This is a genomic window from Pseudomonas sp. 8O (assembly GCF_902506495.1).
In the GTDB taxonomy this organism is placed as follows: Bacteria; Pseudomonadota; Gammaproteobacteria; order Pseudomonadales; family Pseudomonadaceae; genus Aquipseudomonas; species Aquipseudomonas chaetocerotis.
The window spans coordinates 350,716-374,270 of record NZ_LR733267.1 but is presented as its reverse complement, the minus strand read 5'-3'; the positions used below and the strand labels follow the sequence as shown (position 1 = coordinate 374,270).

26 protein-coding genes are annotated in these 23,555 nt (G+C 62.6%); 7 read left to right on the top strand and 19 right to left on the bottom strand.

Annotated elements, in window-relative coordinates; all coding sequences use genetic code 11:
• Nucleotides 1-87: 87 nt before the first annotated feature.
• Nucleotides 88-969: an AraC family transcriptional regulator gene (locus GV002_RS22985; RefSeq protein WP_160020779.1), complete on the top strand. Its 882-nt coding sequence runs from the start codon at nucleotides 88-90 to the stop codon at nucleotides 967-969.
• Nucleotides 970-980: 11 nt separating this feature from the next.
• On the opposite strand, the gene GV002_RS22980 is transcribed toward GV002_RS22985, so the two are convergent.
• Together GV002_RS22980 and GV002_RS22975 are read right to left on the bottom strand one after the other, a co-directional pair.
• Complete coding sequence (locus tag GV002_RS22980; protein ID WP_074675450.1) at nucleotides 981-1,394, bottom strand: PaaI family thioesterase; 414 nt, start codon at nucleotides 1,392-1,394, stop codon at nucleotides 981-983.
• Between the two features lie 97 nt (nucleotides 1,395-1,491).
• Nucleotides 1,492-2,304 carry an HDOD domain-containing protein gene (locus GV002_RS22975; RefSeq protein WP_160020575.1) on the bottom strand — a complete coding sequence of 271 codons (813 nt, stop codon included), beginning with the start codon at nucleotides 2,302-2,304 and terminating at the stop codon, nucleotides 1,492-1,494.
• A gap of 138 nt (nucleotides 2,305-2,442) precedes the next feature.
• Here GV002_RS22975 and ung point away from each other — a divergent pair, with 138 nt between their 5' ends.
• A complete protein-coding gene (gene ung, locus GV002_RS22970; protein WP_160020574.1) occupies nucleotides 2,443-3,132 on the top strand; it encodes a uracil-DNA glycosylase in 690 nt (229 codons plus the stop codon).
• A gap of 98 nt (nucleotides 3,133-3,230) precedes the next feature.
• Here the strand turns inward: ung and GV002_RS22965 are convergent, their stop codons facing one another.
• The 6 genes from GV002_RS22965 to GV002_RS22940 form a co-directional block, all read right to left on the bottom strand.
• The gene (locus GV002_RS22965; protein ID WP_160020573.1) at nucleotides 3,231-4,091 is read right to left on the bottom strand and encodes a DUF6279 family lipoprotein; all 861 of its coding nucleotides are present in this window, start codon (nucleotides 4,089-4,091) and stop codon (nucleotides 3,231-3,233) included.
• Nucleotides 4,092-4,334: 243 nt separating this feature from the next.
• The gene (locus GV002_RS22960; protein WP_160020572.1) at nucleotides 4,335-5,036 is read right to left on the bottom strand and encodes an ABC transporter ATP-binding protein; all 702 of its coding nucleotides are present in this window, start codon (nucleotides 5,034-5,036) and stop codon (nucleotides 4,335-4,337) included.
• 3 nt (nucleotides 5,037-5,039) lie between these two features.
• Entirely contained in the window at nucleotides 5,040-5,807 is a 768-nt protein-coding gene (gene livG / locus GV002_RS22955) for a high-affinity branched-chain amino acid ABC transporter ATP-binding protein LivG (RefSeq protein WP_160020571.1), read from the bottom strand.
• A complete protein-coding gene (locus GV002_RS22950) occupies nucleotides 5,804-7,063 on the bottom strand; it encodes a high-affinity branched-chain amino acid ABC transporter permease LivM (RefSeq protein ID WP_160020570.1) in 1,260 nt (419 codons plus the stop codon). Before GV002_RS22950 ends, livG begins: the two co-directional genes overlap by 4 nt.
• Nucleotides 7,060-7,983: a high-affinity branched-chain amino acid ABC transporter permease LivH gene (gene livH, locus GV002_RS22945; protein WP_004423699.1), complete on the bottom strand. Its 924-nt coding sequence runs from the start codon at nucleotides 7,981-7,983 to the stop codon at nucleotides 7,060-7,062. Before livH ends, GV002_RS22950 begins: the two co-directional genes overlap by 4 nt.
• A gap of 116 nt (nucleotides 7,984-8,099) precedes the next feature.
• Nucleotides 8,100-9,221, bottom strand: coding sequence for a branched-chain amino acid ABC transporter substrate-binding protein (locus GV002_RS22940; RefSeq protein WP_160020569.1), 1,122 nt, complete (start codon nucleotides 9,219-9,221; stop codon nucleotides 8,100-8,102).
• 295 nt (nucleotides 9,222-9,516) lie between these two features.
• Between GV002_RS22940 and GV002_RS22935 the strand changes: the two genes are divergently transcribed.
• A complete protein-coding gene (locus GV002_RS22935) occupies nucleotides 9,517-9,834 on the top strand; it encodes a DUF2288 domain-containing protein (protein WP_160020568.1) in 318 nt (105 codons plus the stop codon).
• Nucleotides 9,835-9,929: 95 nt separating this feature from the next.
• Complete coding sequence (locus tag GV002_RS22930) at nucleotides 9,930-10,301, top strand: DUF5064 family protein (protein ID WP_160020567.1); 372 nt, start codon at nucleotides 9,930-9,932, stop codon at nucleotides 10,299-10,301.
• Between the two features lie 67 nt (nucleotides 10,302-10,368).
• On the opposite strand, the gene GV002_RS22925 is transcribed toward GV002_RS22930, so the two are convergent.
• From GV002_RS22925 to pyrC, 3 genes are all read right to left on the bottom strand, one after another.
• On the bottom strand, nucleotides 10,369-10,587 hold the full coding sequence (locus GV002_RS22925) for a bacterioferritin-associated ferredoxin (RefSeq protein ID WP_004423711.1): 219 nt from the start codon (nucleotides 10,585-10,587) through the stop codon (nucleotides 10,369-10,371).
• A gap of 957 nt (nucleotides 10,588-11,544) precedes the next feature.
• Complete coding sequence (gene rnt, locus GV002_RS22920; RefSeq protein ID WP_160020566.1) at nucleotides 11,545-12,219, bottom strand: ribonuclease T; 675 nt, start codon at nucleotides 12,217-12,219, stop codon at nucleotides 11,545-11,547.
• Nucleotides 12,216-13,262: a dihydroorotase gene (gene pyrC / locus GV002_RS22915; protein WP_160020565.1), complete on the bottom strand. Its 1,047-nt coding sequence runs from the start codon at nucleotides 13,260-13,262 to the stop codon at nucleotides 12,216-12,218. Before pyrC ends, rnt begins: the two co-directional genes overlap by 4 nt.
• 153 nt (nucleotides 13,263-13,415) lie before the next feature.
• Here pyrC and GV002_RS22910 point away from each other — a divergent pair, with 153 nt between their 5' ends.
• The 3 genes from GV002_RS22910 to gloA all read left to right on the top strand — a co-directional run bounded on the left by GV002_RS22910 (nucleotide 13,416) and on the right by gloA (nucleotide 16,303).
• On the top strand, nucleotides 13,416-14,363 hold the full coding sequence (locus GV002_RS22910; RefSeq protein ID WP_160020564.1) for a flagellar protein MotY: 948 nt from the start codon (nucleotides 13,416-13,418) through the stop codon (nucleotides 14,361-14,363).
• 117 nt (nucleotides 14,364-14,480) lie between these two features.
• Entirely contained in the window at nucleotides 14,481-15,698 is a 1,218-nt protein-coding gene (locus GV002_RS22905; protein WP_160020563.1) for an argininosuccinate synthase, read from the top strand.
• 212 nt (nucleotides 15,699-15,910) lie between these two features.
• Complete coding sequence (gene gloA, locus GV002_RS22900; protein WP_160020562.1) at nucleotides 15,911-16,303, top strand: lactoylglutathione lyase; 393 nt, start codon at nucleotides 15,911-15,913, stop codon at nucleotides 16,301-16,303.
• A 56-nt stretch (nucleotides 16,304-16,359) separates the two neighbouring features.
• On the opposite strand, the gene GV002_RS22895 is transcribed toward gloA, so the two are convergent.
• From GV002_RS22895 to rsxA, 8 genes are all read right to left on the bottom strand, one after another.
• Nucleotides 16,360-16,539 (bottom strand): PA3496 family putative envelope integrity protein, encoded by a 180-nt coding sequence (locus GV002_RS22895; RefSeq protein WP_160020561.1) that lies wholly within the window; start codon nucleotides 16,537-16,539, stop codon nucleotides 16,360-16,362.
• A 111-nt stretch (nucleotides 16,540-16,650) separates the two neighbouring features.
• Complete coding sequence (gene nth, locus GV002_RS22890) at nucleotides 16,651-17,289, bottom strand: endonuclease III (protein ID WP_160020560.1); 639 nt, start codon at nucleotides 17,287-17,289, stop codon at nucleotides 16,651-16,653.
• A 95-nt stretch (nucleotides 17,290-17,384) separates the two neighbouring features.
• The gene (locus tag GV002_RS22885; RefSeq protein WP_160020559.1) at nucleotides 17,385-18,092 is read right to left on the bottom strand and encodes an electron transport complex subunit E; all 708 of its coding nucleotides are present in this window, start codon (nucleotides 18,090-18,092) and stop codon (nucleotides 17,385-17,387) included.
• Nucleotides 18,089-18,724 (bottom strand): electron transport complex subunit RsxG, encoded by a 636-nt coding sequence (gene rsxG / locus GV002_RS22880; RefSeq protein ID WP_160020558.1) that lies wholly within the window; start codon nucleotides 18,722-18,724, stop codon nucleotides 18,089-18,091. The genes GV002_RS22885 and rsxG overlap by 4 nt, the downstream gene beginning before the upstream one ends.
• 2 nt (nucleotides 18,725-18,726) lie before the next feature.
• Nucleotides 18,727-19,758: an RnfABCDGE type electron transport complex subunit D gene (locus GV002_RS22875; RefSeq protein ID WP_160020557.1), complete on the bottom strand. Its 1,032-nt coding sequence runs from the start codon at nucleotides 19,756-19,758 to the stop codon at nucleotides 18,727-18,729.
• A 150-nt stretch (nucleotides 19,759-19,908) separates the two neighbouring features.
• Complete coding sequence (gene rsxC, locus GV002_RS22870) at nucleotides 19,909-22,362, bottom strand: electron transport complex subunit RsxC (protein WP_160020556.1); 2,454 nt, start codon at nucleotides 22,360-22,362, stop codon at nucleotides 19,909-19,911.
• The gene (rsxB, locus tag GV002_RS22865; protein WP_160020555.1) at nucleotides 22,359-22,934 is read right to left on the bottom strand and encodes an electron transport complex subunit RsxB; all 576 of its coding nucleotides are present in this window, start codon (nucleotides 22,932-22,934) and stop codon (nucleotides 22,359-22,361) included. The genes rsxC and rsxB overlap by 4 nt, the downstream gene beginning before the upstream one ends.
• Nucleotides 22,931-23,515 carry an electron transport complex subunit RsxA gene (gene rsxA / locus GV002_RS22860; protein WP_160020554.1) on the bottom strand — a complete coding sequence of 195 codons (585 nt, stop codon included), beginning with the start codon at nucleotides 23,513-23,515 and terminating at the stop codon, nucleotides 22,931-22,933. The genes rsxB and rsxA overlap by 4 nt, the downstream gene beginning before the upstream one ends.
• Nucleotides 23,516-23,555 lie beyond the last annotated feature (40 nt).

The following is a 23,555-nucleotide window of genomic DNA, read 5'->3' as shown; positions in this document are numbered from 1 at the left end:
CACTCGCCGCCTACTTGTGGATTGACGATCTTGGTCTTGAGATGGACGATCTTGTCATTCGGTTCGTTATGGAAGGAAGTGGTGGGTATGGGCATGCGGGTGGAAACCTCCAATTGGCCGCTGCCGCTTGGCGGACAGCGCTTCATCACGCCGCCGCGCTTGCGCCGCCTGCTGGCGCGCCATGTGCTCAGCTCTGGCTGCTATCCCCTGGCCATGGGCTTTTACCCGGAGGCGGCCGGACACCAGATGCGGCGCCTGCAGCCGGACGATCACCTGCTGATCTATTGCCGTTCCGGCAGGGGTTGGCTGGAAACGGAGGATGGACGATTCGAGGTCGCCGCTGGCGATTTGCTGTTGCTGCCCAAGGACGCGCCGCATGCCTATGGCGCCGATGGGCAAAACCCCTGGACGATCTACTGGGTGCACTTCGACGGCAGTCTCGGCGAGGACTTCCTGCGCCTGATGGGCACTCAACCGCACCGGCGTATTGGCGTGCAGCCCAGGCTGATCGGCGATTTCGAGGCGTTGCTGGGCTTGCAGCGCCAGGGCTTAAACGCATTGCCCTTCATCCATGCTGCGCACCGCTTGCAGGCGATGCTCAGTTCGCTGGCGGTACTACCGGCGCGGGTCAGTCTGAAATCCGGGCGGGTGCTGGATATCGAAGCGGTGCAGGCGGTGATGCGCGAGCACCTGAACGGTAGCCTCAACCTCGACGAACTGGCGGCGCACTTCAAGCTGTCACGCTTTCACTTCGCCAAGACCTACCGCGCGCTGACCGGTCACGCGCCGATCCAGGACTTCATTCAGTTGAAGATGGCGTTGGCATGCCGCCTGCTCGATCGCGGCGACATCGAGGTGCGTCAGGTCGCCGAGCAACTGGGCTATGAGGATCCGTATTACTTCTCGCGGCTGTTTCGCAAGGTGGTGGGCATGGCGCCCAGTCATTACCGGACGCTGCATCAGGGTTAGTCGCGCGCCTGCTATACCCGCGCGATGGTCGCCAGACCGGTGGCCACCAGCTTTTCCTGGCCGTCTTTCACGGCGAACACGTCGGCTCGGCACACTGCCTGGCGCTGCCCGGCCTTGAGCACTTCGGCGCGGCACAGCAGGCGTTCGCCAAGCGCGGGTGCGAGCAGGTTGAGCTTGTATTCGCTGGTGACCACATCGCCAACCATCGACGCCGCTGCCCAGGCGCAGCCACTGTCGACCATGAAGCCGACCACCGCGCCATGCATGTAGCCATGGTGCTGGCACAGGTCGGGACGGCTGCGCACCTGCAGGCTGACCCGGCCTGGCGCGAAGTCGAGCAGTTCGGCGCCGAGCAGTTGGGCAAAGGTGGAGTGGGCGAGCGCCTGTTCCAGGCGCTCGCGGCTGATACCGTTCGAGTCGCTCATATGTCCTCCTGCATGGGGCGTGCAGAAGAGTCTCGACCTGCTCCAGAGGGAGGACAAGCTGCATCCATGTGCCTGATGAGGCTGCATAGCAGGCGCTTCAGGCGAGCAGACGCTTCCACAGTTGCAGTTCGCCCGCCAGCTCCTGCCTCAGCTCGCCAAGTGGCTGCTCCAGCCCCAGTTTTACCTGCGCTGGTAGCGGCCCCTGTAGCGTCTGGCTCGTCTGCAGGGCACTGGCAAGCAGGACCAGATCCGCCAGGTCGGCAGCGCCGTCATGCTCGCGCTGCCACCGTCCGTATAGACGAGTGGACTCGATGATCGCCGAGGGCAGTTGCCAGCGGGTCAGGACCAGGGCGCCGAGGTCGCCGGACAGGCGCTCGCACAGCTCCTGAAGCGTGTCGCTCGCGCGCGGCACGTTCGGCCAGTGCTCCAGCTCCGAGAGCAGCGGCAGGCTGCCGATGTCCTGTAGCAAGCCGCCGAGCATGGCATCGTCCAGTGACATGCCTGTGCGCTGTGCCAGTACCGCGCAGTGGGCGGCGCGCTCCCTGGCACTGCGCCAACGAGCGCGAAATGCCAGCTGAAGCGCAGGTTCGGTGCTGGTGAACAGGTTTTGCAGGCTGAAGCCCAGCACCAGGTCTGCCAGTTGGCGGGTACCAAGGCGGCCCAGCAGTTCGCGTAGCGAGCTACAGGAGCGCTCCCCGCGCAGCAGAGGTGTATTGGAGAACTGCATCAGGTACGCGGCCAGCGGCGGGTCACCAGTGATCACGCGGGTCAGTTGTTCCAGCGAGGTGCGTGGGTCGTCCAACAGCTTTCTGATGCGGACGGCGGCTTCAGGCATTTGCGGAATCCTGGCTTCGCCCTTCAGGAAACGGTTGAGCAACGCCATGCGCAGGGTATCGGTAGAGGGAGACATCGGCTTGGCATCATCGATTGATAAGGTTCCCGAAAGGCTAGCAAAGCATCCTTCGCCCTGCCGGCAAGCTCTTCCTTGACTTGCCTTGCTGCCTTCTCTAGCGTGCCTCCACTCGTTTTGTACCCGCAGGAAAACCGCATGACCGACGACCGCATCAAGCTCGAAGCCAGCTGGAAACACGCGCTGCGTGAGGAGTTCGACAAGCCTTACATGAGCGAGCTGCGTGCGTTTCTGCAGGCGGAGAAGGAGGCCGGCAAGGAAATCTATCCGCCGGGGCCGCTGATCTTCAATGCGCTAAACTCCACGCCGCTGGATCAGGTCAAGGTGGTGATCATCGGTCAGGACCCTTACCACGGTCCGGGTCAGGCGCATGGCCTGTGCTTCTCGGTGCAGCCGGGGGTGCAGACGCCGCCGTCGCTGGTGAACATCTACATGGAGCTCAAGCGCGACCTGAACATCGATATTCCAGCCCATGGCTACCTGCAGAGTTGGGCCGACCAGGGCGTGCTGCTGCTCAACACCTCGCTGACCGTCGAGCGCGCCAATGCCGGCTCGCATGCCGGCAAGGGCTGGCAGTTCTTCACTGATCGGGTGATCGAGGTCGTCAGTGAACATCAGCCCAAGCTGGTGTTCCTGCTCTGGGGCGCCCATGCGCAGAGCAAGCAGCGCCTGATCGACCCGACCAAGCACCTGGTGCTGCGTTCGCCGCATCCGTCGCCGCTGTCGGCGCATCGTGGCTTCATCGGCAATGGTCATTTCAGTCGCTGCAACCAGTTCCTCAGCCAGAACGGCATGACGCCCATCGACTGGCGCTTGCCGGCGCTATAGCGAGATCGCGTCGTAGGGTGCGCCGTGCGCACCGGCTTACCTGGTGCGTACGGCCTGGGTAGCCCCACGACACTCTGAGTCTATCGGCTGCCGTTGTTTCAACGACTGACTACTGACTCGCCCCCCTGGCACTGCTGCGCAGCCAGGTCGGCATGAAGGCTTTTCAGGTGCTTGTCGGCTCGCTCCATCTGTTTTGAGTCTGCCTGCTCGACCAGATCGACGATCATCTCGGCCATGGCCTGACGGTTGCTTTCATAGCTGGCCTGATAGGCGCTGGTATAGAAGCGCTCGCGTTGTTGCAGCAGGGCGGTCATGCGCGCAGTGAAGTCATCGCCACGGCGTACTTCCAATGCCTCACGCAGAGCCTGTTGCCAGACCATGCGGTTTTCCAGCCAGATCTTGTTCTGTTCGCCCAGGCCCTGTGCCCAGCTCTGCACCCGCTCGCGCTGCCCGGCGTTCAGCGTGCCAAACCAGGGCTGCAGGCGCTCTTCCATGCGCTCGGCGCGCCGACTGACCTGTTCCTGCACGGGCGGCTTGAGAAACTCTTCACGCAGCTTGGCGTTCTGCTCGTCCATTGCCGCCAATAGCTGATCGACCTGACGCGGGCTGAGGCCGCGCAGCAGCTCGATGGTGCTGGGGGTTATTTCCACGGCGATGCGCTGCATGGCTTGCTCGAAGTCGGCCAACTGGCTGGCCATCAGCTCGCTGTCACGGTTGCTCAGCGCCTGCTGACTGCGTTGCAGCCAGTCGAGATAACGCGGCAGCTCGACGCTGCAGTGCCAGGCCAGGTGCTCCTGCAGCTGGGGTTTGAGCCAGGCGCTCTGCTCGCTGGTCAGCGCCACGTAGTCGCCCAGCTTCCAAGGGATCAGCCAATCGAGGTTGCGATATGCCAGGCCGACACGGCTGCAGGCGCCCAGCAGCAGGGTGATGGCCAGTAGCAGGAGCAGAGGCTTGCGCATGAGTGGGACTCGCGAGAGTAGAGCTGTTGAGACTAATACTCGTCGAGGCTGACGCAAGAGGGCGGAAATATTCGCTTAAGAGTTCGCCATCAGGCCATGATCGCCGGCAAGCCGGCTCCTACAGGAAGCGGTGGTCTTATTGTTTGTAGGAGCCCGCTTGTGGGCGATCCAATGTGGACCGTTGCGCTCCCGCAGATAAAAAGAAACCGCCCCGAAGGGCGGTTCCGATGTCGCAGGTTGCGCTTAGCCACCGAGGTAGGCGTCGCGTACCTTAGGATCGTTGAGCAGCTCTTCCCCGCTGCCGCGCATGACGATGTGGCCGTTCTCCAGCACGTAACCGCGATCCGCCAGCTTCAGCGCCTGGTTGGCGTTCTGCTCGACCAGGAACACGGTCACGCCGTCTTTGCGCAGTTGCTCGATGATGTCGAAGATCTGCTGGATGATGATCGGCGCCAGACCCAGAGACGGCTCATCGAGCAGCAGCAGGTTGGGCTTGCTCATCAATGCACGACCGATGGCGAGCATCTGCTGCTCGCCGCCGCTCATGGTGCCGGCGCGCTGGGCGAAGCGCTCCTTCAGGCGCGGGAAAAGGTGCAGGACCTTGTCCATTTGCTCCTGATTGTCCGCCTTGTCACCGAAGAAGCCGCCCATGGCCAGGTTTTCCTCGACGGTCAGGCGGGCGAACACGCGGCGGCCTTCCGGCACGATGGCGATGCTCTTGCGCATGATCTCCGGGGTATCCATGCCCACCAGTTCCTCACCCAGGTAGCGGATGCTGCCGCTGGTGGCGCGCGGGTTGCCGCACAGGGTCATGAGCAGGGTCGACTTGCCGGCACCGTTGGCGCCGATCAGGGTGACGATCTCGCCTTTCTGCACTTCGATGCTGACGTCGTGCAGGGCCTGGATCTTGCCGTAGAAGGTTGAGACGTTGTTGAAGCTCAGCATGGATTACGCCTCCCCCAGATAGGCTTTGATCACGTCCGGGTTGTTGCGGATAGCGTCCGGCGTGCCGTCGGCCAGGGGAGTGCCCTGGTTGATCACGTAGATGTGGTCGGAAATGCTCATCACCAGCTTCATGTCGTGCTCGATCAGCAGCACGGTGACATTGTGATCGTCACGCAGCACGCTGATCAGCGCTTTCAGGTCTTCGGTTTCACGCGGGTTGAGACCGGCGGCCGGCTCGTCGAGCATGAGGATGCTCGGGCGCGTCATCATGCAGCGGGCAATTTCCAGGCGACGTTGCTGACCGTAGGCCAGGGTGCCGGCGCTACGGTTGGCGAAGTCCACCAGGTCGACCTGTTCCAGCCAGTGGGCGGCGTAGTCCATGGCCTCGCGCTCGCTGCGGCGGAACGCCGAGGTCTTGAACAGACCCGCCAGGTAGCTGGTGTTGAGATGGCGATGCTGGGCGATCAGCAGGTTTTCTACCGCCGTCATGTCCTTGAACAGACGCACGTTCTGGAAGGTGCGTACCACGCCCTTGCGGGCGATCTTGTGGCCGGGCAGGCCCTCGATCGCTTCGCCATTGAGGCGGATGCTGCCGGAGCTCGGCTGATAGAAGCCGGTCAGGCAGTTGAAGACGGTGGTCTTGCCGGCGCCGTTCGGGCCGATCATCGACACCACCTGCTTTTCCTTGACATTCAGGCCCACCCCGTTGACGGCCAACAGGCCGCCGAAACGCATGGACAGGCCGCTTACTTCGAGAATCGTGCGGCTCATCGCTTCAGCTCCAGGTGGGGACGTTGCATCGGCAGCAACCCTTGCGGGCGCCAGATCATCATGAAGATCATGACCAGGCCGAAGATCAGCATGCGGTACTCGCTCAGCTCACGCATCTCCTGCAGCATCACCATGACAATGGCGGCGAGGATAACGCCCAGCTGAGAGCCCATGCCGCCGAGTACGACGATGGCGAGGATCATCGCTGACTCGATGAAGGTGAACGACTCCGGCGTTACCAGGCCCTGACGGGCAGCGAAGAAGCTACCGGCAAAACCGGCCAGGCTGGCACCGATGGTGAAGGCCGAAAGCTTGATCACGGTGGGGTTCAGGCCCAGCGCACGGCAGGCGATCTCGTCTTCACGCAGGGCTTCCCAGGCACGACCGATCGGCATGCGCAGCAGGCGGTTGACCAGGAACAGGGTCAGCAGCACCAGCAGTAACGCGATCAGGTAGAGGAAGATCACCTTGTACTGCGAGTTGTAGGCGATTTCGAAGTAGCCGTGGAAGGTCGGCATGTCGGCCGGCACGCGGCGTTCGAAGGACAGACCGAACAGGGTCGGCTTGTTCTCGTTGGCGATACTCAGGCCGTTCGGGCCACCGGTCAGTTCGGTGAGGTTACGCAGCAGAATGCGGATGATCTCGCCGAAGCCCAGGGTCACGATGGCCAGGTAGTCGCCGCGCAGGCGCAGCACCGGGAAACCGAGCAGGAAGCCGAACAGCGCAGCCATCATCCCGGCGATCGGCAGGCACATCCAGAAACTCAGGCCGAAGTAGTGCGAGAGGATCGCATAGCTGTAGGCGCCGACTGCGTAGAAGCCGACGTAACCCAGGTCGAGCAGACCGGCCAGACCGACCACGATGTTCAGGCCAAGGCCGAGCATCACGTAGATCAGGATCAGCGTGGCGATATCCACCGAACCACGACTGGCGAAGAACGGCCACACCAGCGCCACCATGACCATCGCCAGGATGATCCAGCGCTGGGTGGAGGGCAGGGTGAGGAAGTTGCCGAGCTGACCGGAGCCGCTAGGCAGCTTGGGCAGTTTGGCCCAGGTCGGAGTCAGTCGGTCACGCAGCAATTGCCAGAGGAAGATCAGCGTAGCAGCACCGCCGATGCACCAGAGTTCGAAGGCACTTGCGCCTTCCACACGCAGGCTGATGCCGACGGTGGAGAGTTTCAGGCCCAGGACCGGGTAGGAAATGATCAGCACCAGCAGGGCGCTGAAAATCGCGGATTTGATGTTGCGGCTCATACCTTTTCCACCTCCGGGCGGCCAAGGATGCCGGTTGGACGGAACAGCAGCACCAGCACCAACAGGCTGAAGGCCACCACGTCCTTGTATTGATCACCGAAGATATCGGCGCCGAAGGCTTCGGCAACGCCCAGCAGCAGGCCGCCGAGTACCGCGCCAGGGATGCTGCCGATGCCACCGAGTACCGCAGCGGTGAAGGCCTTGATGCCGGCGAGGAAGCCCAGGTGCGGGTTGATCACGCCGTAGTTCATGCCCAGCAGTACCGAGGCGATGGCGGCCAGCGCAGCACCGATGACGAAGGTCAGGGCGATGATGTTGTTGGTATTGATGCCGAGTAGGTTGGCCATCTTCAGGTCTTCGGCGCAGGCGCGGCAGGCACGGCCCAGGCGCGAACGGGAGATGAACAGGGTCAGACCGATCATGGTGACGAAGGTGACGATAAAGATCAGCACCTGCATGTAGGACACCACCACGCCGTTGGCAGCGCTTTCACCGAAGACGAAATTGCCGGGCAGCAGGCTGGGAATGGCCTTGTCCTTGGAGTCCTGTGAGAGCAACACGGCATTCTGCAGGAAGATCGACATACCGATCGCGGAGATCAGCGGGATCAGGCGGTTGCCGCCGCGCAAGGGGCGATAGGCCACCCGCTCGATGCTGTAGCCGTAGGCGCTGGTGACGATCATGGTGGCGGCGAAGGCCGCGATCATCACGAAGGGCACGGCTTCCAGGCCGAACATGGCGAGGCCGGCGATAACGGTGAAGGCTACGTACGAGCCAATCATGTAAACCTCGCCATGGGCGAAGTTGATCATGCCGATGATGCCGTAGACCATGGTGTAGCCGATGGCGATCAGGGCATAGGTACTGCCAATGGTCAGGCCATTGATCAGCTGTTGTAGGTAGTGATAAAGATCAGGCATTGCCTAACTCCTGGGCGCTTGCGTAAAGCGGCGCTTGTGGCGCAGCGCGAGGCCGGAATTCTTCTAATAAACAAAGCCCACTGCTCGCGCAGTGGGCTTTGGCTCAGACAGGAAGCTTACTTGGCTTCGGACTTAGTGCCGTCCTGGTGCCACTCGTACACCACGAAGCTGAAGTCCTTCAGGTCACCCTTCTCGTCGAAGCCCAGGGAACCGGTAGGGGTGTTGAAGCTGTTGGCGCGCAGGGCAGCCGCTACCTTGGCGGTATCGGTATCGCCAGCTTTCTCGATGCCTTCGGCGATGACCTGAACGGCAGCGTAGGCCGGGAACACGAACGGACCGCTCGGGTCTTCGTTCTTGGCTTTGAAGGCCTCGACCAGCGCCTGGTTCTTCGGATCCTGGTCGAAGGACTTCGGCAGGGTGACCAGCAGGCCTTCGGAAGCCGGGCCGGCGATGGCCGAGATTTCCTTGTTACCCACGCCTTCCGGGCCCATGAACTTGACGTTCAGGCCGCGCTCTTTGGTCTGGCGCAGCAGCAGGCCCAGCTCCGGGTGGTAGCCGCCGTAGTAGACGAAGTCGACGCCAGCCTGGTTGAGCTTGGCGATCAGTGCCGAGAAGTCCTTGTCGCCAGCGTTGATGCCTTCGAACAGGGAAACTTTCACGCCTTTGCCTTCCAGGGTCTGCTTGACCGCGGTGGCGATACCTTCACCGTACTGCTGCTTGTCGTGAATGACGGCGACGTTCTTCGGCTTGACGTGGTCGGCGATGAAGTTACCGGCGGTCGGGCCTTGCAGGCTGTCCAGACCGATGGTGCGGAAGACCAGCTCGTAGCCACGAGCGGTGATGTCCGGGCTGGTGGAAGCCGCGGTGATCATCAGGATACCTTCGTCTTCGTAGATGTCGGAAGCCGGCTGAGTGGAGCTGGAGCACAGGTGGCCAACCACGAACTTGACGCCGTCGTTGACGATCTTGTTGGCAACGGCAACGGCTTGTTTCGGATCGCACGCGTCGTCGTAGACCACGCCTTCGAGCTGGGCGCCGTTGACGCCGCCGGCCTTGTTGATCTGTTCGATGGCCATCTTGGCGCCGATGAATTGCATCTCACCGTACTGAGCAACGGCACCGGTCACCGGACCGGCCAGACCGATCTTGATGTTGTCGGCCGCCATCGAATAGCTGGCCGCCCCCGCCAGTGCCATTGCCGCGAACAGCTTGGAAATCTGCTTAGTAGCCTTGTTCATGAGTGCTCCACTCTTGTGTTTTTCGTTGTTGTAGTTCTTGCGGCCGAAGCTGCAGAACCGGGTCTGTTACCCCGGTAATGCCTCCGGCAACTGTACCGGAACAGTGTAGAGCGCGGATTTGCGCCTTGAAAAGCCGGCAGCTGGAGGCGATACGTGGGGTTGTCGCTAAATTGCAAGGAATGTATAGAAAAACGGCGTGGCCTGGGTCGGCTGGCGAGCGTCGCGCGGTTGCCAGGGCAGTTGCCGACGCTATCATTGCGCGCCTGCATTCAAAGCCATCGACACGGGACACACCATGACGGATCAATCTAGCACCCTCTATGCCAAGCTGCTCGGTGAGACAGCGCCGATTCGTTGGCAGGAACTGCAGCCGTTCTTCGCTCGCGGTGCGCTACTCTGGGTCGAGGGTGGCGAGGATCTGGTGGCGGTCGCGCATGCCCTGGCCGAAAACGATCAGGCTCGAGTTGCGCAATGGATGAACCGAGGCCTGCTGTGCAAGCTCGAAGATACACGTGCCGAAGATCTGCTCGCGCGCGAGCCCCAGTTGTGGGCAGTCGTGGTCGCCCCCTGGGTGTTGGTACAGGAAAGGGCAGGGGATTCAGCTGTGCACTGAGATGGTGCGATGCAGGGCTTTGAGCAGCGAGCTAGACTCTTCGCACGCTCCCGTCAGGGAGTTTCTCGCAGTGCCACGGCAAAGGAGTGAGCCCCATGTTCGAACCTGGTCACCTGCATCGCAGCAATCCGCCTGGCCTGGGCGGGCAGCCTGGTTACAGCATCGATTTCTACTATGAGGTGCGCAAGGATTCACAAGAAGGACCCATGCTGCATGGGCGCCTGGTCGGCGAGATCGAGGGCAGGGCATTCGAGGAAGTCTTCGAAATGCATCGCGATACTGCGTTCAACTTTGCCAGCGTGATCTCCCGCCTGGTAGCCAAGCATGGCTTGCCGCCCAACCACAGCCCGATCATGCGTGCCCATGCCGAATACGATGCGCTCTTCGAAGACATCCGCGCCAAGTTGCACGCCAAGCCGGGTGAAGCGGTGGACCTCGATCACCTGGAGCGCGACGCTCCGACGTGACCCCTGGCTGTTCGAGGACGAAAAAAACCGGATGCTCAGATCCGGTTTTTCATTCTCGTGTCGTGTCTCAGGCAGCGACGAAACCCGCAGGATAGGCCAGCGAGGCTTGGCTGCTCTGCACTTCGGCGATGGTTTCGCGAACGACCTGTTTGGCCAGGCAAGCGCACTTGCCGCACTGGCTGGCGATGCCGAGCGTGCCGCGCACTTCACGATAGCTGCAGCAGCCCTCGTAGACCGCATCGCGGATTTGAGTATCGGTGACACCTTCACAGAGGCAGACGTACATAAGCAAGGCTCGTCTTGGTGGTTCTGTTCGATGGATCGGATACTAATGTTAATGAGAATGCTTGTCAAAGATCGATTGCGAATGCTCGCAGTGTCTGACGAACGGTTCAGCTCTCGGCAGGGACGTGTAGAAAAGGTCTTTGAGTTTTCGCGGGGAGGATATGTTTGGCACTGGACTGGCAAGTTTGTGTGTTCTGCGTGCAGCGCTATTCATATCCGGGCAAGGATCATTGGCGTGTCGATCTTTCGTCTTGGTTTCGCCCCTCACGGGCGACTCACTTTCTTTGCTTGTGCAAAGAAAGTAAGCAAAGAAACACACCCCTACATACGGCCCCTGCTGCGCCGGGGTTCCCTCGCTCCATCACCACTCCAGGGGCACGCCACGAAGGGCCATCCCTGGCCCATCGTGGCTCTCGCGACATCCATGTCGCTCAACCCCTTACGTGGCGATTCCACTCGGCCTCCTGAAGGGGACTTGGGCGTCGTCTGTGAGATCGCGGTGAAAGAGCAAAAGCCAGACGCCGCTGAGTTTAATTATGTGGAGATTACGCAAGCTCGCGACCTGGTCCCCTTCAGGAGGCCGAGTGGAGGTGTTGCGTAGGGGAGCGAGCCGCATGGATGCGGCGAGATACCGATGGCGGCCCCACTTAAAGGGCCAAGGATGGCCCTTGTAAGCCGGCCCCCGGAGCGGCACCGGAGCGAGGAAACGCAGCGAAGCGAAGTAACAGCCGTAGGCTGGCCCGAAGGGTGAGCGCAGCGAATCAAGGTATGGCGCCCGTAAGGGGCGCAACCCAAACGCTCAGCGCACGCGGTAATAAATCGTGCTGAGTCAGCAAGCAAGACGCACACAAACTTGCCAGTCCGGTGCCAATCTGCACTTGTCCCAAAACTATGCGAAGAACCTAAAAAAACCGGCAGACGCCGGTTTTTTCATGGGGTTCGATCGCCGCGCAGAGGCTTACTGATCGAATTCGTCCCAGCCGCCCATTTCCTTCCAGCGATTGACGATGCCGCAGAACAGTTCGGCGGTTTTCTCGGTGTCGTAGCGCGCGGAGTGTGCTTCCTTGCCGTCGAACTCGATACCGGCAGTCTGGCAGGCCTTGGCCAGCACGGTCTGGCCGTAAGCGAGGCCGGCGAGGGTCGCGGTGTCGAAGCTGGAGAAGGGATGGAAGGGGTTGCGCTTGATGCCGCAGCGCGCCACCGCCGCATTGAGGAAGCCCAGGTCGAAGCTGCTGTTGTGGCCGACCAATATCGCACGCTTGCAGCCAGCCGATTTGATCGACTTGCGCAGGCCCTTGAAGATTTCGCCCAGCGCGTGCTCCTCGCTCACTGCCATGCGCAGCGGGTGGTCGAGCTTGATGCCGGTAAATTCCAGCGCGGCTTGTTCGATGTTGGCGCCTGCGAAGGGTTCGATGCGGAAGAAGTGGGTGTGATCCGGATACAGAAAGCCGCTCTCATCCATGGCGATGGTGGTCGCGGCGATTTCCAGCAGGGCATCGGTGGCGCAGTTGAAACCGCCGGTTTCCACGTCCACCACAACCGGCAGATAACCGCGAAAGCGCGCCGCCATGGGCGTGCGCGGGCCGGACGGCAGGCTGGGTTCGAGTTCTTCGTCGTAGTTGTCTTCGCTCACGCCTGGGCCTCCAGCAATTTCCAGCGCAGGGTTTCGCCGGCGCGCAGCGGCACCACGCTGTTGTCGCCCAGCGGCAGGGTGGCCGGCACGGTCCACTCCTCGCGCACCAGGGTGATGCTGTCGCTGTTGCGCGGCATGCCGTAGAAGTCCGGGCCGTGGAAGCTGGCGAAGGCTTCCAGCTTGTCCAGCGCGCCGCGCTGTTCGAAGGCTTCGGCATACAGCTCGATGGCCGCATAGGCGGTGTAGCAGCCGGCGCAGCCGCAGGCGGCTTCCTTGGCGTGCTTGACGTGCGGCGCCGAGTCGGTGCCGAGGAAGAACTTGACGTTGCCGCTGGTGGCAGCGTCGAGCAGGGCTTCCTGATGCACGTTGCGCTTGAGGATCGGCAGGCAGTAGAAGTGCGGGCGAATGCCGCCGACCAGCATGTGGTTGCGGTTGTACAGCAGATGGTGCGCGGTGATGGTGGCGCCGACGTTGGCCGAGGCGGCCTCGACGAACTGCACCGCGTCACGGGTGGTGATGTGCTCGAACACCACTTTCAGCGTCGGGAAGCGGTCGACCACACGGGTCAGGTGCTCGTCGATGAAGGTCTTCTCGCGGTCGAATACGTCGATCTCGGCGCGGGTCACTTCGCCGTGCACCAGCAGCAGCATGCCGACTTCGGCCATCGCTTCGAGTGCCGGGAAGATCTTGTCGATGCTGGTCACGCCCGAGTCGGAGTTGGTGGTAGCGCCGGCCGGGTAAAGCTTGGCCGCATGCACGAAACCGCTGGCCTTGGCCGCTCGCACGTCTTCGGGGCTGGTGTTGTCGGTGAGATAGAGCACCATCAGCGGCTCGAAGCGACTACCCGCCGGGCGCGCCGCGAGGATGCGCTGACGATAGGCGTCGGCTTCGGCGGCATTGCGTACCGGCGGAACCAAGTTGGGCATGATGATGGCGCGGCCGAAAGTGCGCGCGGCGTCGCCGACGGTGTGTGGCAGCACCGCGCCGTCGCGCAGGTGAATGTGCCAGTCATCGGGACGCAGGAGAGTCAGGAGGTCGGACATGGAGGCTTCCAGGCGGGTAAAACGTGGCCGCATGGTAACTGAAAAGCGCCTGTTCGCGCTCGCGGCGACGCGACAATTGCACGCAGGGGGTCAAGTTTCCGCGCGCCTGACCGATACCCCGTAAGAATGCCGTGAACCGCCGTGGAGTCGACCGTGCGTGCGCCCAATTTCCTTCTGATCAGCCTGCTGGCTGGCATGCCTTTGTGCTTGCCAGCGCATGCCATCAGCTTCCAGACGCGGCTGGAAAAGGTGGAGTGGACGGTCGAGGGTGATCAGTTCGAGTGTCGCCTGAGCCAGCCGATCAGCAATTTCGGCAGTGGCGAGTTCGTACGCCGCGCGGGTGAACAGGTCACCTTCCGCCTCAAGGCCCGTGAACGCTGGATGGGCGCAGGTTCGGCGACCTTGCTGGCGGCGGCTGCGCCCTGGCAGCCAGGGCGCGGCGACATCAACCTCGGCGTGGTCAGCGTCGGCAATGGTGAGGTGCCGTTCAACAGCTCGCAGGAGCAGGGTTCGCGGCTGCTCACCGGTTTGCTCGAAGGGCGCAGCCCGCTGGTACGTCATCGCACCCTCAACGGTGGCGATAATCTGGAAGTGCGTTTGCTGCCGGTGAAGTTTCACAAGGCCTATGACGATTACCAGGCCTGTATCGCCAAGTTGCTGCCGGTCAATTTCGATCAGATTCGCCAGGCGCAGATCGGTTTCCCGGGGGGTGGCATCGATCTCGATCCGATGGCCAAGGCCAAGCTCGACATCATCCTCGACTTCGTCAAGGCCGACCCGAGCATCAACAGCTTCCAGATTGATGGTCACGCCGACAACAGCGGTAATCGTCTGACCAATCGCGACCTCTCACGCCGTCGTGCGCTGGCCGTGCAGGAGTATCTGGTGGCCGGTGGCGTAGCGGTCGAGCAGATCACCATGCGCTTTCATGGCGAGCGTTACCCGCTGGTGCCAAACAACAACGAAGCCAATCGCGCCAAGAACCGTCGTGCGACCCTGCGCCTGGACCGAGTGCCCGCTCCGGAAGTCCCGGTACAGAGCGAACCGCAAGCCGCTCCACCGAGCCCCCCGGTCGATCCGGCCGGAAGTACGCCCTCCTGAGGCAAAAACGCCCATTCTCGCCGTCGCTTCGTCGTCACAAGCTGTCGCGCCCCTGTAAATTGCCCCGCAGGGTCAGTAGAATCACTGGTTTTATCGTACAACCCGTGGAGTGATGGCATGGCGGACGTCAAAAAGGTAGTTCTGGCCTATTCCGGTGGCCTGGACACCTCGGTGATCCTCAAGTGGCTGCAAGATACCTATAACTGTGAAGTGGTGACCTTCACCGCTGATCTCGGCCAAGGCGAAGAGGTCGAACCGGCCCGCGCCAAGGCTCAGGCGATGGGCGTCAAGGAAATCTACATCGACGACCTGCGCGAAGAATTCGTCCGTGACTTCGTCTACCCGATGTTCCGCGCCAACACCGTCTACGAAGGCGAGTACCTGCTGGGTACTTCCATCGCCCGTCCGCTGATCGCCAAGCGTCTGATCGAAATCGCCAACGAGACCGGCGCCGACGCCATCTCCCACGGTGCGACCGGCAAGGGCAACGACCAGGTGCGTTTCGAGCTGGGCGCCTACGCGCTGAAGCCAGGTGTGAAAGTCATCGCCCCATGGCGTGAGTGGGACCTGCTGTCGCGCGAGAAGCTGATGGACTACGCCGAGAAGCACGCCATCCCGATCGAGCGCCACGGCAAGAAGAAGTCGCCGTACTCCATGGATGCCAACCTGCTGCACATCTCCTATGAAGGTGGCGTGCTGGAAGATACCTGGACCGAGCACGAAGAAGACATGTGGAAATGGACTGTCTCCCCTGAGGCAGCACCAGACGCACCGACTTATATCGAGCTGACCTACCGCGCCGGCGACATCGTCGCCATCGACGGCAAGGCCATGAGCCCGGCTACCGTACTGGCTGAACTGAACCGCATCGGTGGCGAGAATGGCATCGGCCGTCTGGACATCGTCGAGAACCGTTTCGTCGGCATGAAGTCCCGTGGCTGCTACGAGACGCCCGGCGGCACCATCATGCTCAAGGCTCACCGCGCCATCGAGTCGATCACCCTCGACCGCGAAGTGGCTCACCTGAAGGACGAGCTGATGCCGAAATACGCCAGCCTGATCTACAACGGTTTCTGGTGGAGCCCAGAGCGTCTGATGCTGCAACAGATGATCGATGCGTCGCAGGCCAACGTGAACGGCGTGGTCCGCCTGAAGCTGTACAAGGGCAACGTCATCGTCACCGGCCGCAAGTCCGACGATTCGCTGTTCGATGCCAACATCGCGACCTTCGAGGAAGATGGCGGCGCCTACAACCAGCAGGACGCGGCGGGCTTCATCAAGCTCAACGCCCTGCGTATGCGCATTGCCGCAGGCAAGGGCCGCAAGCTGGTCTAACAGGCTGTTGAAAAACTACCTGCGTTGGCAATACTGCGTTAAAAACGGCCTCAAAATGCTCATTTACAACTCGTAAACTGCGCTTTTTCGGCCGTTTTTGCCTTGTCTTGTCTGCCTCGCCTACGTTTTTCAACGGCCTGCTAAGCTGATTCACCTGCGCTACAAGGACCCCGGCCATGTGCCGGGGTTCTGCTTTCTGGAGGAGTGAACCCATGAGATTGCTGCATACCATGCTGCGCGTCGGCGACCTGGACAAGTCCATCGCCTTTTATACCGAAGTGCTGGGCATGACCTTGCTGCGGCGCAAGGATTATCCGGACGGCCAGTTCACCCTCGCGTTCGTCGGCTACGGCGACGAGGCGCACAACAGCGTGATCGAGCTGACCCACAACTGGGGTGTGGACAGCTACGAGCTGGGGAGCGGTTACGGCCATATCGCTCTGGAAGTCGAGGATGTCTACAAGGCCTGCGAGGACATTCGCAGTCGCGGCGGCAAGATCACCCGCGAGCCGGGGCCGATGAAGCATGGCAGCAGCATCCTGGCCTTCGTCGAGGACCCGGACGGCTACAAGGTCGAGCTGCTCTCGCCGTCGCGCCGCGACTGATCACCCGATACGCAAAGCCCCGCAATCAGCGGGGCTTCTTCTGTGCAGCTCGATAATCAGATATCGAAATCATACTCGGCCAGCTGTTTGTGCAGGCGACGCTCTTCGAGGAAGTTGTCGATGATGCGGCGCTTGGTCAGATTGGTCTTGGCAACCTCTACCACAGGCTCGGCATCGTCCGATTCTTCCGCGACAAAGTCTTCGTCCAGCTCGAGGTCTTCTTTGTCAGTGCTCATCTATTCCACTCCAGGCCAGTGACTGGGGCCGTTTGCGCACCTTATAGCGGCAAAAATTGAGCGGGTAAAAAAGATTTTTTCAATCAGGAGATCGTCGGATTCTATGATCGATCAATCGTCGGAAGTCTTGGCCTTGTACTCGCACAGATCTTCGATACGACAGGCACCGCAGCGCGGTTTGCGTGCGGTGCAGACGTAGCGACCGTGCAGGATCAGCCAGTGGTGGGCGTCGAGCAGATAATCCTTGGGCACGAACTTGAGCAGCTTCTTCTCCACCTCGACCACGTTCTTGCCCGGGGCGATGCCGGTGCGGTTGCTGACGCGAAAAATGTGCGTGTCCACCGCCATGGCCAGTTGTCGGAAGGCGGTGTTGAGCACCACGTTGGCGGTCTTGCGACCTACGCCGGGCAGGGCTTCGAGGTCTTCGCGGTTGTCCGGCACCTGGCTGCCGTGTTTCTCGATGAGGAGGCGGCAGGCTTCGATGACGTTCTTCGCCTTGCTGTTGTACAGGCCGATGGTCTTGATGTATTCGCTCAATCCCTCCACGCCCAGGGCGTAGATCGCCTCTGGCGTATTGGCGACCGGAAACAGCTTGGCGGTGGCCTTGTTGACGCTGACGTCGGTGGCCTGGGCCGATAGCGTCACCGCCACCAGCAGTTCGAAGGGCGAGCTGTAGGCCAGTTCGGTTTTCGGCTCGGGGTTGTCTTCGTGCAGGCGGCGGAAGATTTCCAGGCGTTTGGCTGCGTTCATGGCTCAGGGCTTCAGGCGTAGCCCGGATGCAATCCGGGGCAGGTGGTTTGGGCATTCCCGGATTACATCCGGGCCACGGTCGCTCGCTTGTGGCGTCATTCGATCACGCCGGTGACCCGCACACGACGGCTCTGTGCTGGCGCCTCGGGGGCGACGGCCTTGGCGCGTTCGGCGGCGATCTGATCGATGCGGTTCTTGCCGGCGATCAACAGGCCCAGCACGATGAAGGCGCCCGGCGGCAGGATGGCCAGCAGGAAGCCCCGGTAGTCCTGCACCAGAGTGAGTTTCCAGTCGGCGGCAATCGGGCCGAACAGCAGGTGCATGTTGGCCAGCAGCGCGCCGGTGCCGAGCAGTTCACGCACGGCGCCGATCAGCACCAGCACCAGGCCGAAGCCCAGACCCATCATCAGGCCGTCATAGGCAGCGCGGGCCGGATCGTGTTTGGCGGCGAAGCCGTCGGCGCGGCCGAGAATCACGCAATTGGTGGTGATCAACGGGATGAAGATGCCGAGGATCTGGTACAGCTCGTAGGTGAAGGCCTGCATCAGCAGTTCTATGCAGGTGGTCAGTGCGGCGATGATCATGACGAAGGCCGGCAGACGCACGGCGGTGTTGACCACGCCGCGCACCAGCGATACGGCGGTGTTCGAGCACACCAGCACCACGGCGCTGGCCAGCGCCAGGCCAAGGGCGTTGACCGTGGAGTTGCTTACCCCGAGCAGCGGACACAGGCCGAGCAACTGCACCAGTGCCGGGTTGTTCTTCCACAGGCCGTTGAGGCTGATTTCGCGGTAACTGGTCATTGCTCGTCCTCCGCCAGGCCCAGCAGCTGGGCGCGGTGTTTGTCGAAGTAGCGCAGGGCGCCGTGCACGGCCTTGACCACCGCGCGCGGGGTGATAGTGGCACCGGCGAACTGGTCGAAGTCGCCGCGATCTTTCTTCACCGCCCAGCGGTCTTCACCGGGGTCACTCAGGGACTTGCCCTCGAAGCTGCGTACCCAGTCGCTCTTGGCCAGTTCGATCTTGTCGCCCAGGCCCGGTGTTTCCTTGTGGCTGAGCACGCGCACGCCAGCCAGGCGGCCATCGGCGAAGATGCCCACCAGCAGATGGATGGCGCCGCTGTAGCCGTCCGGTGCGGTCACCGGCAGGATCAGTGCGCTGGACTGGTCGCCTTTCAATGCCAGGTAGGCCGACTGTGGGCTGCGGTGGCCCAACTCTGGAGCGTTGAGTTCGATGCGGTTGTCCAGCAGGTGGTTGTCATAGCTGCCGACCGGCAGTATTTCGGCCAGCGCGCGCACCTGGGCCTCGCGTTCGGCTGCGGCGATACGCTCGGCAGTGCCTTGTTGCAGCAAGGCAACGCTGCCGACGGTGCCGATGGCGAACAGGCCGAGCACCAGGGCGTTCTTCAGCATCGAGCGGCTGATTTCCGGCAGCATGTTCATTCTCCCAGCTTGAAGCCGCTGTTGGGCTTGCGGTGGCCGTAGCTGCGCGGCCGGGTGTAGTAGTCGATGGTCGGCGCCGCCAGGTTCATCAGCAGCACGGCGAAGGCCACCGCGTCCGGGTAGCCGCCCCAGGCGCGGATGACGTAGACCAGCACGCCGACGCCGATGCCGAACACCAGACGCCCCAGATTGCTGGTGGCGCCGGAGACCGGGTCGGTGACGATGAAGAAGGCGCCGAGCATGGTGGCGCCGGTGAGCAGGTGGAACAGCGGCGAGCCGTTGGAGTCCGAGCCGCTGCCATTCCAGAACAGCAGGCTCATTACGAACAGCGCGGCGAGCATGCCCAGCGGTGCGTGCCAGGTGATCAGGCGCTTGTGCAGCAGGTACAGGCCGCCTGCGAGAAACGCCAGGTTGACCGCCTCGCTACCGGCGCCGCCGAAGTGACCGAAGGCTGCATTGCTGGCGTGTAGCTCGTCGATGGTCAGGCTTTTGTTGACCTTGAGTGCGTCCAGCGCGGTGGCTTGCGCCCAGCCATCGGGGAGACTGGCAATGCCGAGTATGTGCTTGAGACCATCCAGCGCGGCGACGCCATGCGGGGCCGGCCAACTGGTCATCTCCACCGGGAAGGAAATCAGTACCACCACGTAGCCGACCATGGCCGGGTTGAACGGGTTCTGCCCGAGACCGCCGTAGAGTTGCTTGCCGAAGCCGATGGCGAAGCCGCAGGCGATTAGGGTCAGCCACCAGGGCGAATAGGGCGGCAGTGCCAAAGCCAGCAGCACGGCGGTGACCAGGGCGCTGTAGTCCTTGAGGAAGAACGCCAGCGGGCGCTGGCGAGCGGCCAGCAGCGCGGCTTCGAAGCCCAGCGCGCAGAGGCAGGCCCATACCAGATTGAACAGCGTGCCGGCGCCGAACAACCAGGTCAGCGCGAGGATGCCCGGCACGGTGGCCAGCAGCACCTGCAGCATGACCTGCTGGGTACGGTTGCTGCCTGTGGCGTGGGGCGATGTGATGCGGGGCAGGGCCATCGGCGCTCCGGTGGTTCTGTTACTGCGCTCTTAGTGATCGCAGTTGGTGTTCATTCCCCGGATTGCATCCGGGCTACGGTTGTCTGTGTCGCCCGGCTGTTCCGGCGCGATGGGTTTCTTTTGTAGCCCGGATGCAATCCGGGAGAGGCGTTACGGCTGATATTCCGCCAGCTTGCGTTCGGCCTCGGCCAGGCGTGTACGTGCCTGCTCCAACGCATCGGCTGCGGCGTTGTCATCACGCTCCAGCTTACGCAGATCGGCGCGGGCGAAGGCCACTTCGGTTTTCAAGGCTTTCAGTTCGGCATCCACGCCGGGGCGTTCGCTGCGCACCAGTTCCGGCGCCGGCTTGCCCGATGCCGCTTCGGCAACATGCAGGGCCTGTTCGGCAGCGGCCAGGGCGTCGCGCAATGGTTGCAGCATGGCTTCGTCGTTGCCGGCCTTCTCGGCCTTCTCGGCCTTTTTCAGCTCGGCACGTTTCATCGCGAGCTCGATCTTGGCCTTTTTCAGTGCGTCGTCACCAGCAGGTTTGGTAACTGGCGCAGGCGCCTGGTTTTGCAGATCGGCCAGGGACTTCTCGGCGGCTTCAAGCTGCTGGCGCAGGCGAGCGATTTCGGCTTGCTGCTCGTCGTCCGGGTTCTCGATTTTTTCCAGCTTGCGCAGCTGGGCCTTGAGCATGGCGGCTTCGATCTTGGCCTTTTTCAGTGCGTCGTCACCAACAGGTTTGGCAGTCGGCGCAGGCGCCTGGTTTTGCAGATCGGCCAGGGACTTCTCGGCGGCTTCAAGCTGCTGGCGCAGGCGGGCGATTTCGGCCTGCTGGTCGTCGTCCGGGGTTTCGATCTTCTCCAGCTTGCGCAGCTGGGCCTTGAGCATGGCCGCTTCGATCTTGGCCTTCTTCAAGGCTTCATCGCCGGCTGGCTTGGGTGCGGGAGCAGGTGCAGCCGCCTGGGCATCGGCCAGGGCCTTCTGTACAGCCTCGGCAGCGGCGCGCAGCTCATTGACCTGGGCCTGCAGCTCCGGCGTGTCATGGGTGGCCAGCTGTTTTTCCGCCTTCTTCAGCGCGACCTGGGCCATGCTGGCTTCGATCTTGAGCTTCTTCAGCGCTTCGTCGGCTGGCGCGGCTGCCGCTACGGCTGGCGCATCGGCTTGCGCGGCCTTGGCGCGGGCGGCTTTCTCGGCACGTGCCTTGCGCTCGGCTTCCTTCTGTTCCTCGGCGCGGCGCAGGCGTTCCTGGCGCTGCTCGAAACGCTGCTTGGAATGCTCGGCCTTGAGCTGCTTCTGTTCCAGTTCGCGGATTTCCGCCTTGGCTGCGCGGTAGTACTGCACCAGCGGAATGCTCGATGGGCAGACGTAGGCGCAGGCGCCGCACTCGATGCAGTCGAACAGGTTGTGCGCCTTGAGCTGCTCGTGCTCCTGGCCGAGGGCGAAGAAATGCAACTGCTGCGGCAGCAGGCTGGCCGGGCAGGCTTCGGCGCACTCACCGCAGCGGATGCAGGGCATGGCCGGCGGAGGTGGCGGCAGCTCGGCGGCCGTGCTGGCCAGTAGGCAGTTGGCAGTCTTGATCAGCGGCACGTCGAGGTTGGGCAAGGTAAAGCCCATCATCGGTCCGCCCATGATCAGGCGGTTCAGCTTGGCCTGATCCAGCCCGGCAAACGCCAGCAGCTCGCCCACGGGCGTGCCAAGCAGCACCTCGACGTTACCCGGGCGTGCCAGCGCCTCGCCGGTCAGGGTGGTGATGCGCGAAATCAGCGGCTTGCCAAGCACCACCGCGTCGTGAATGGCCGCGCAGGTGCCGACGTTCTGACAGAGGATACCGATATCGGCCGGTAGCCCGCCCGAGGGCACCTCGACACCGGTGAGAATCTGGATCAGTTGCTTCTCGCCGCCGGACGGATACTTGGTGGGGAATACCCGCACCTGGTAGCTGCGCTCGCTGCAGGCACCGCGCACGGCGGCGATGGCCTCGGGCTTGTTGTCCTCGATACCGATCAGTACCTGATCGGGCTGGATCAGCTGCACCAGGATATCGATGCCGGAAACCAGTTCAGCGGCGCGCTCGCGCATCAGCAGGTCATCGGCGGTGATATAGGGCTCACACTCGGTGCCGTTGATGATCAGTGTGTGAATCTTCTGCGTAGGGCGCGCAGTGAGTTTCACCGCCGTGGGGAAACCTGCGCCGCCCAGGCCGCTGATGCCGGCCTCGCGGATCAGCGCCAGCAGCTCGGCCGACTCCATATGCTGGTAGTCGGTGTGCGGCGTCAGTTCGATCCATTCGTCCAGGCCGTCGCTGTCGATGACGATGGCCGGCGCCAGCATGCCGGAAGCATGTGGGTAGGGCTGCGGGCCGATAAAGCTGACGGTCCCGGAGGTCGGGGCATGCAGCGGCGCGCTGACGAAGCCATTGGCCTCGGCGATCTTCTCGCCCTTGCGCACACGCTGGCCGACGACCACGCAGGGCTCGGCGACTGCACCGATATGCTGGCCGAGCGGCAACACCAGGCGCTTGGACAGCGGCGCCTGCTGGATCGGCGTGCGATTGGACAGTTCCTTGCGCTCGGCCGGGTGGATGCCGCCGGGGATATCCCAGATTCTTTCCTGTGCGCTCATGCCGCCTGCTCCCGGTCACTGGCGATCAGTTGGCCGGGTGCCAGCGGCTTGTCCCATTTCCAGTTCTGCACGGTGCTGCCGACCTCGATCATGTCGATGCAGTCCACCGGGCAGGGTTCGACGCACAGGTCGCAGCCGGTGCACTCGCTGACGATCACCGTGTGCATCTGCCGCGCCGCGCCGACGATGGCGTCCACCGGGCAGGCCTGGATGCACTTGGTGCAGCCGATGCACTCGGCCTCGCGGATGTAGGCGACCATCTGCGGCTTCTCGCCTTCCACCGCATCCAGCGGCTCTGCCTCGACATCCAGCAGGTCGGCCAGCGCCTGGATGGTCGCCTCGCCGCCGGGTGGACACTTGTTGATCTTGTCGCCGCCGGCGATCGCCTCGGCGTAAGGTTTGCAGCCTGGGTAGCCGCACTGGCCGCACTGGGTCTGTGGCAACAGGGCGTTGATCTGCTCGGCGATGGGGTCGCCTTCGACCTTGAAGCGCACCGCAGCGAAACCGAGGATGGCACCGGCGATCAGGCACAGGCCGAGCAGCGCGAGTACGGCGATGAGGACCAGGCTCATAGCTTGATCAACCCGGCAAAGCCCATGAACGCCAGCGACATCAGGCCGGCGGTGATCATGCCGATGGCCGCGCCCTGGAAGGATTTCGGCACGTCGGCGATGGCGATGCGCTCACGCATGGCGGCGAACAGCACCAGCACCAGGGAGAAACCCAGACCCGCAGCGAAGCCGTTGGCGGTGGCGGTGATGAACGTGAACTCGGCCTTGTTGGCGTTGAGCAGGGCGACGCCGAGGACGATGCAGTTGGTGGTGATCAGCGGCAGGAAGATGCCCAGCACGCGATAGAGCAGCGGACTGGTCTTGTTCACCACCATCTCGGTGAACTGCACGGTGACCGCGATCACCAGAATGAAGCTGATGGTGCGCAGGAATTCCAGATCCAGCGGCTTGAGCAAGTACTGCTGCACCAGGTAGCTGCACATGGCGGCCAGGGTCAGCACGAAGGTGGTGGCCAGGGACAGGCCGATGGCGGTTTCGATCTTCTTCGACACGCCCATGAACGGGCACAGGCCGAGGAACTGCACCAGCACGAAATTATTGACCAGGATGGCGCTGACCATGATCAGGACGAGTTCGGTCATCGGGTTGCCGTCGAGTGCGCAAAGGCCATAGGAAAAGGGC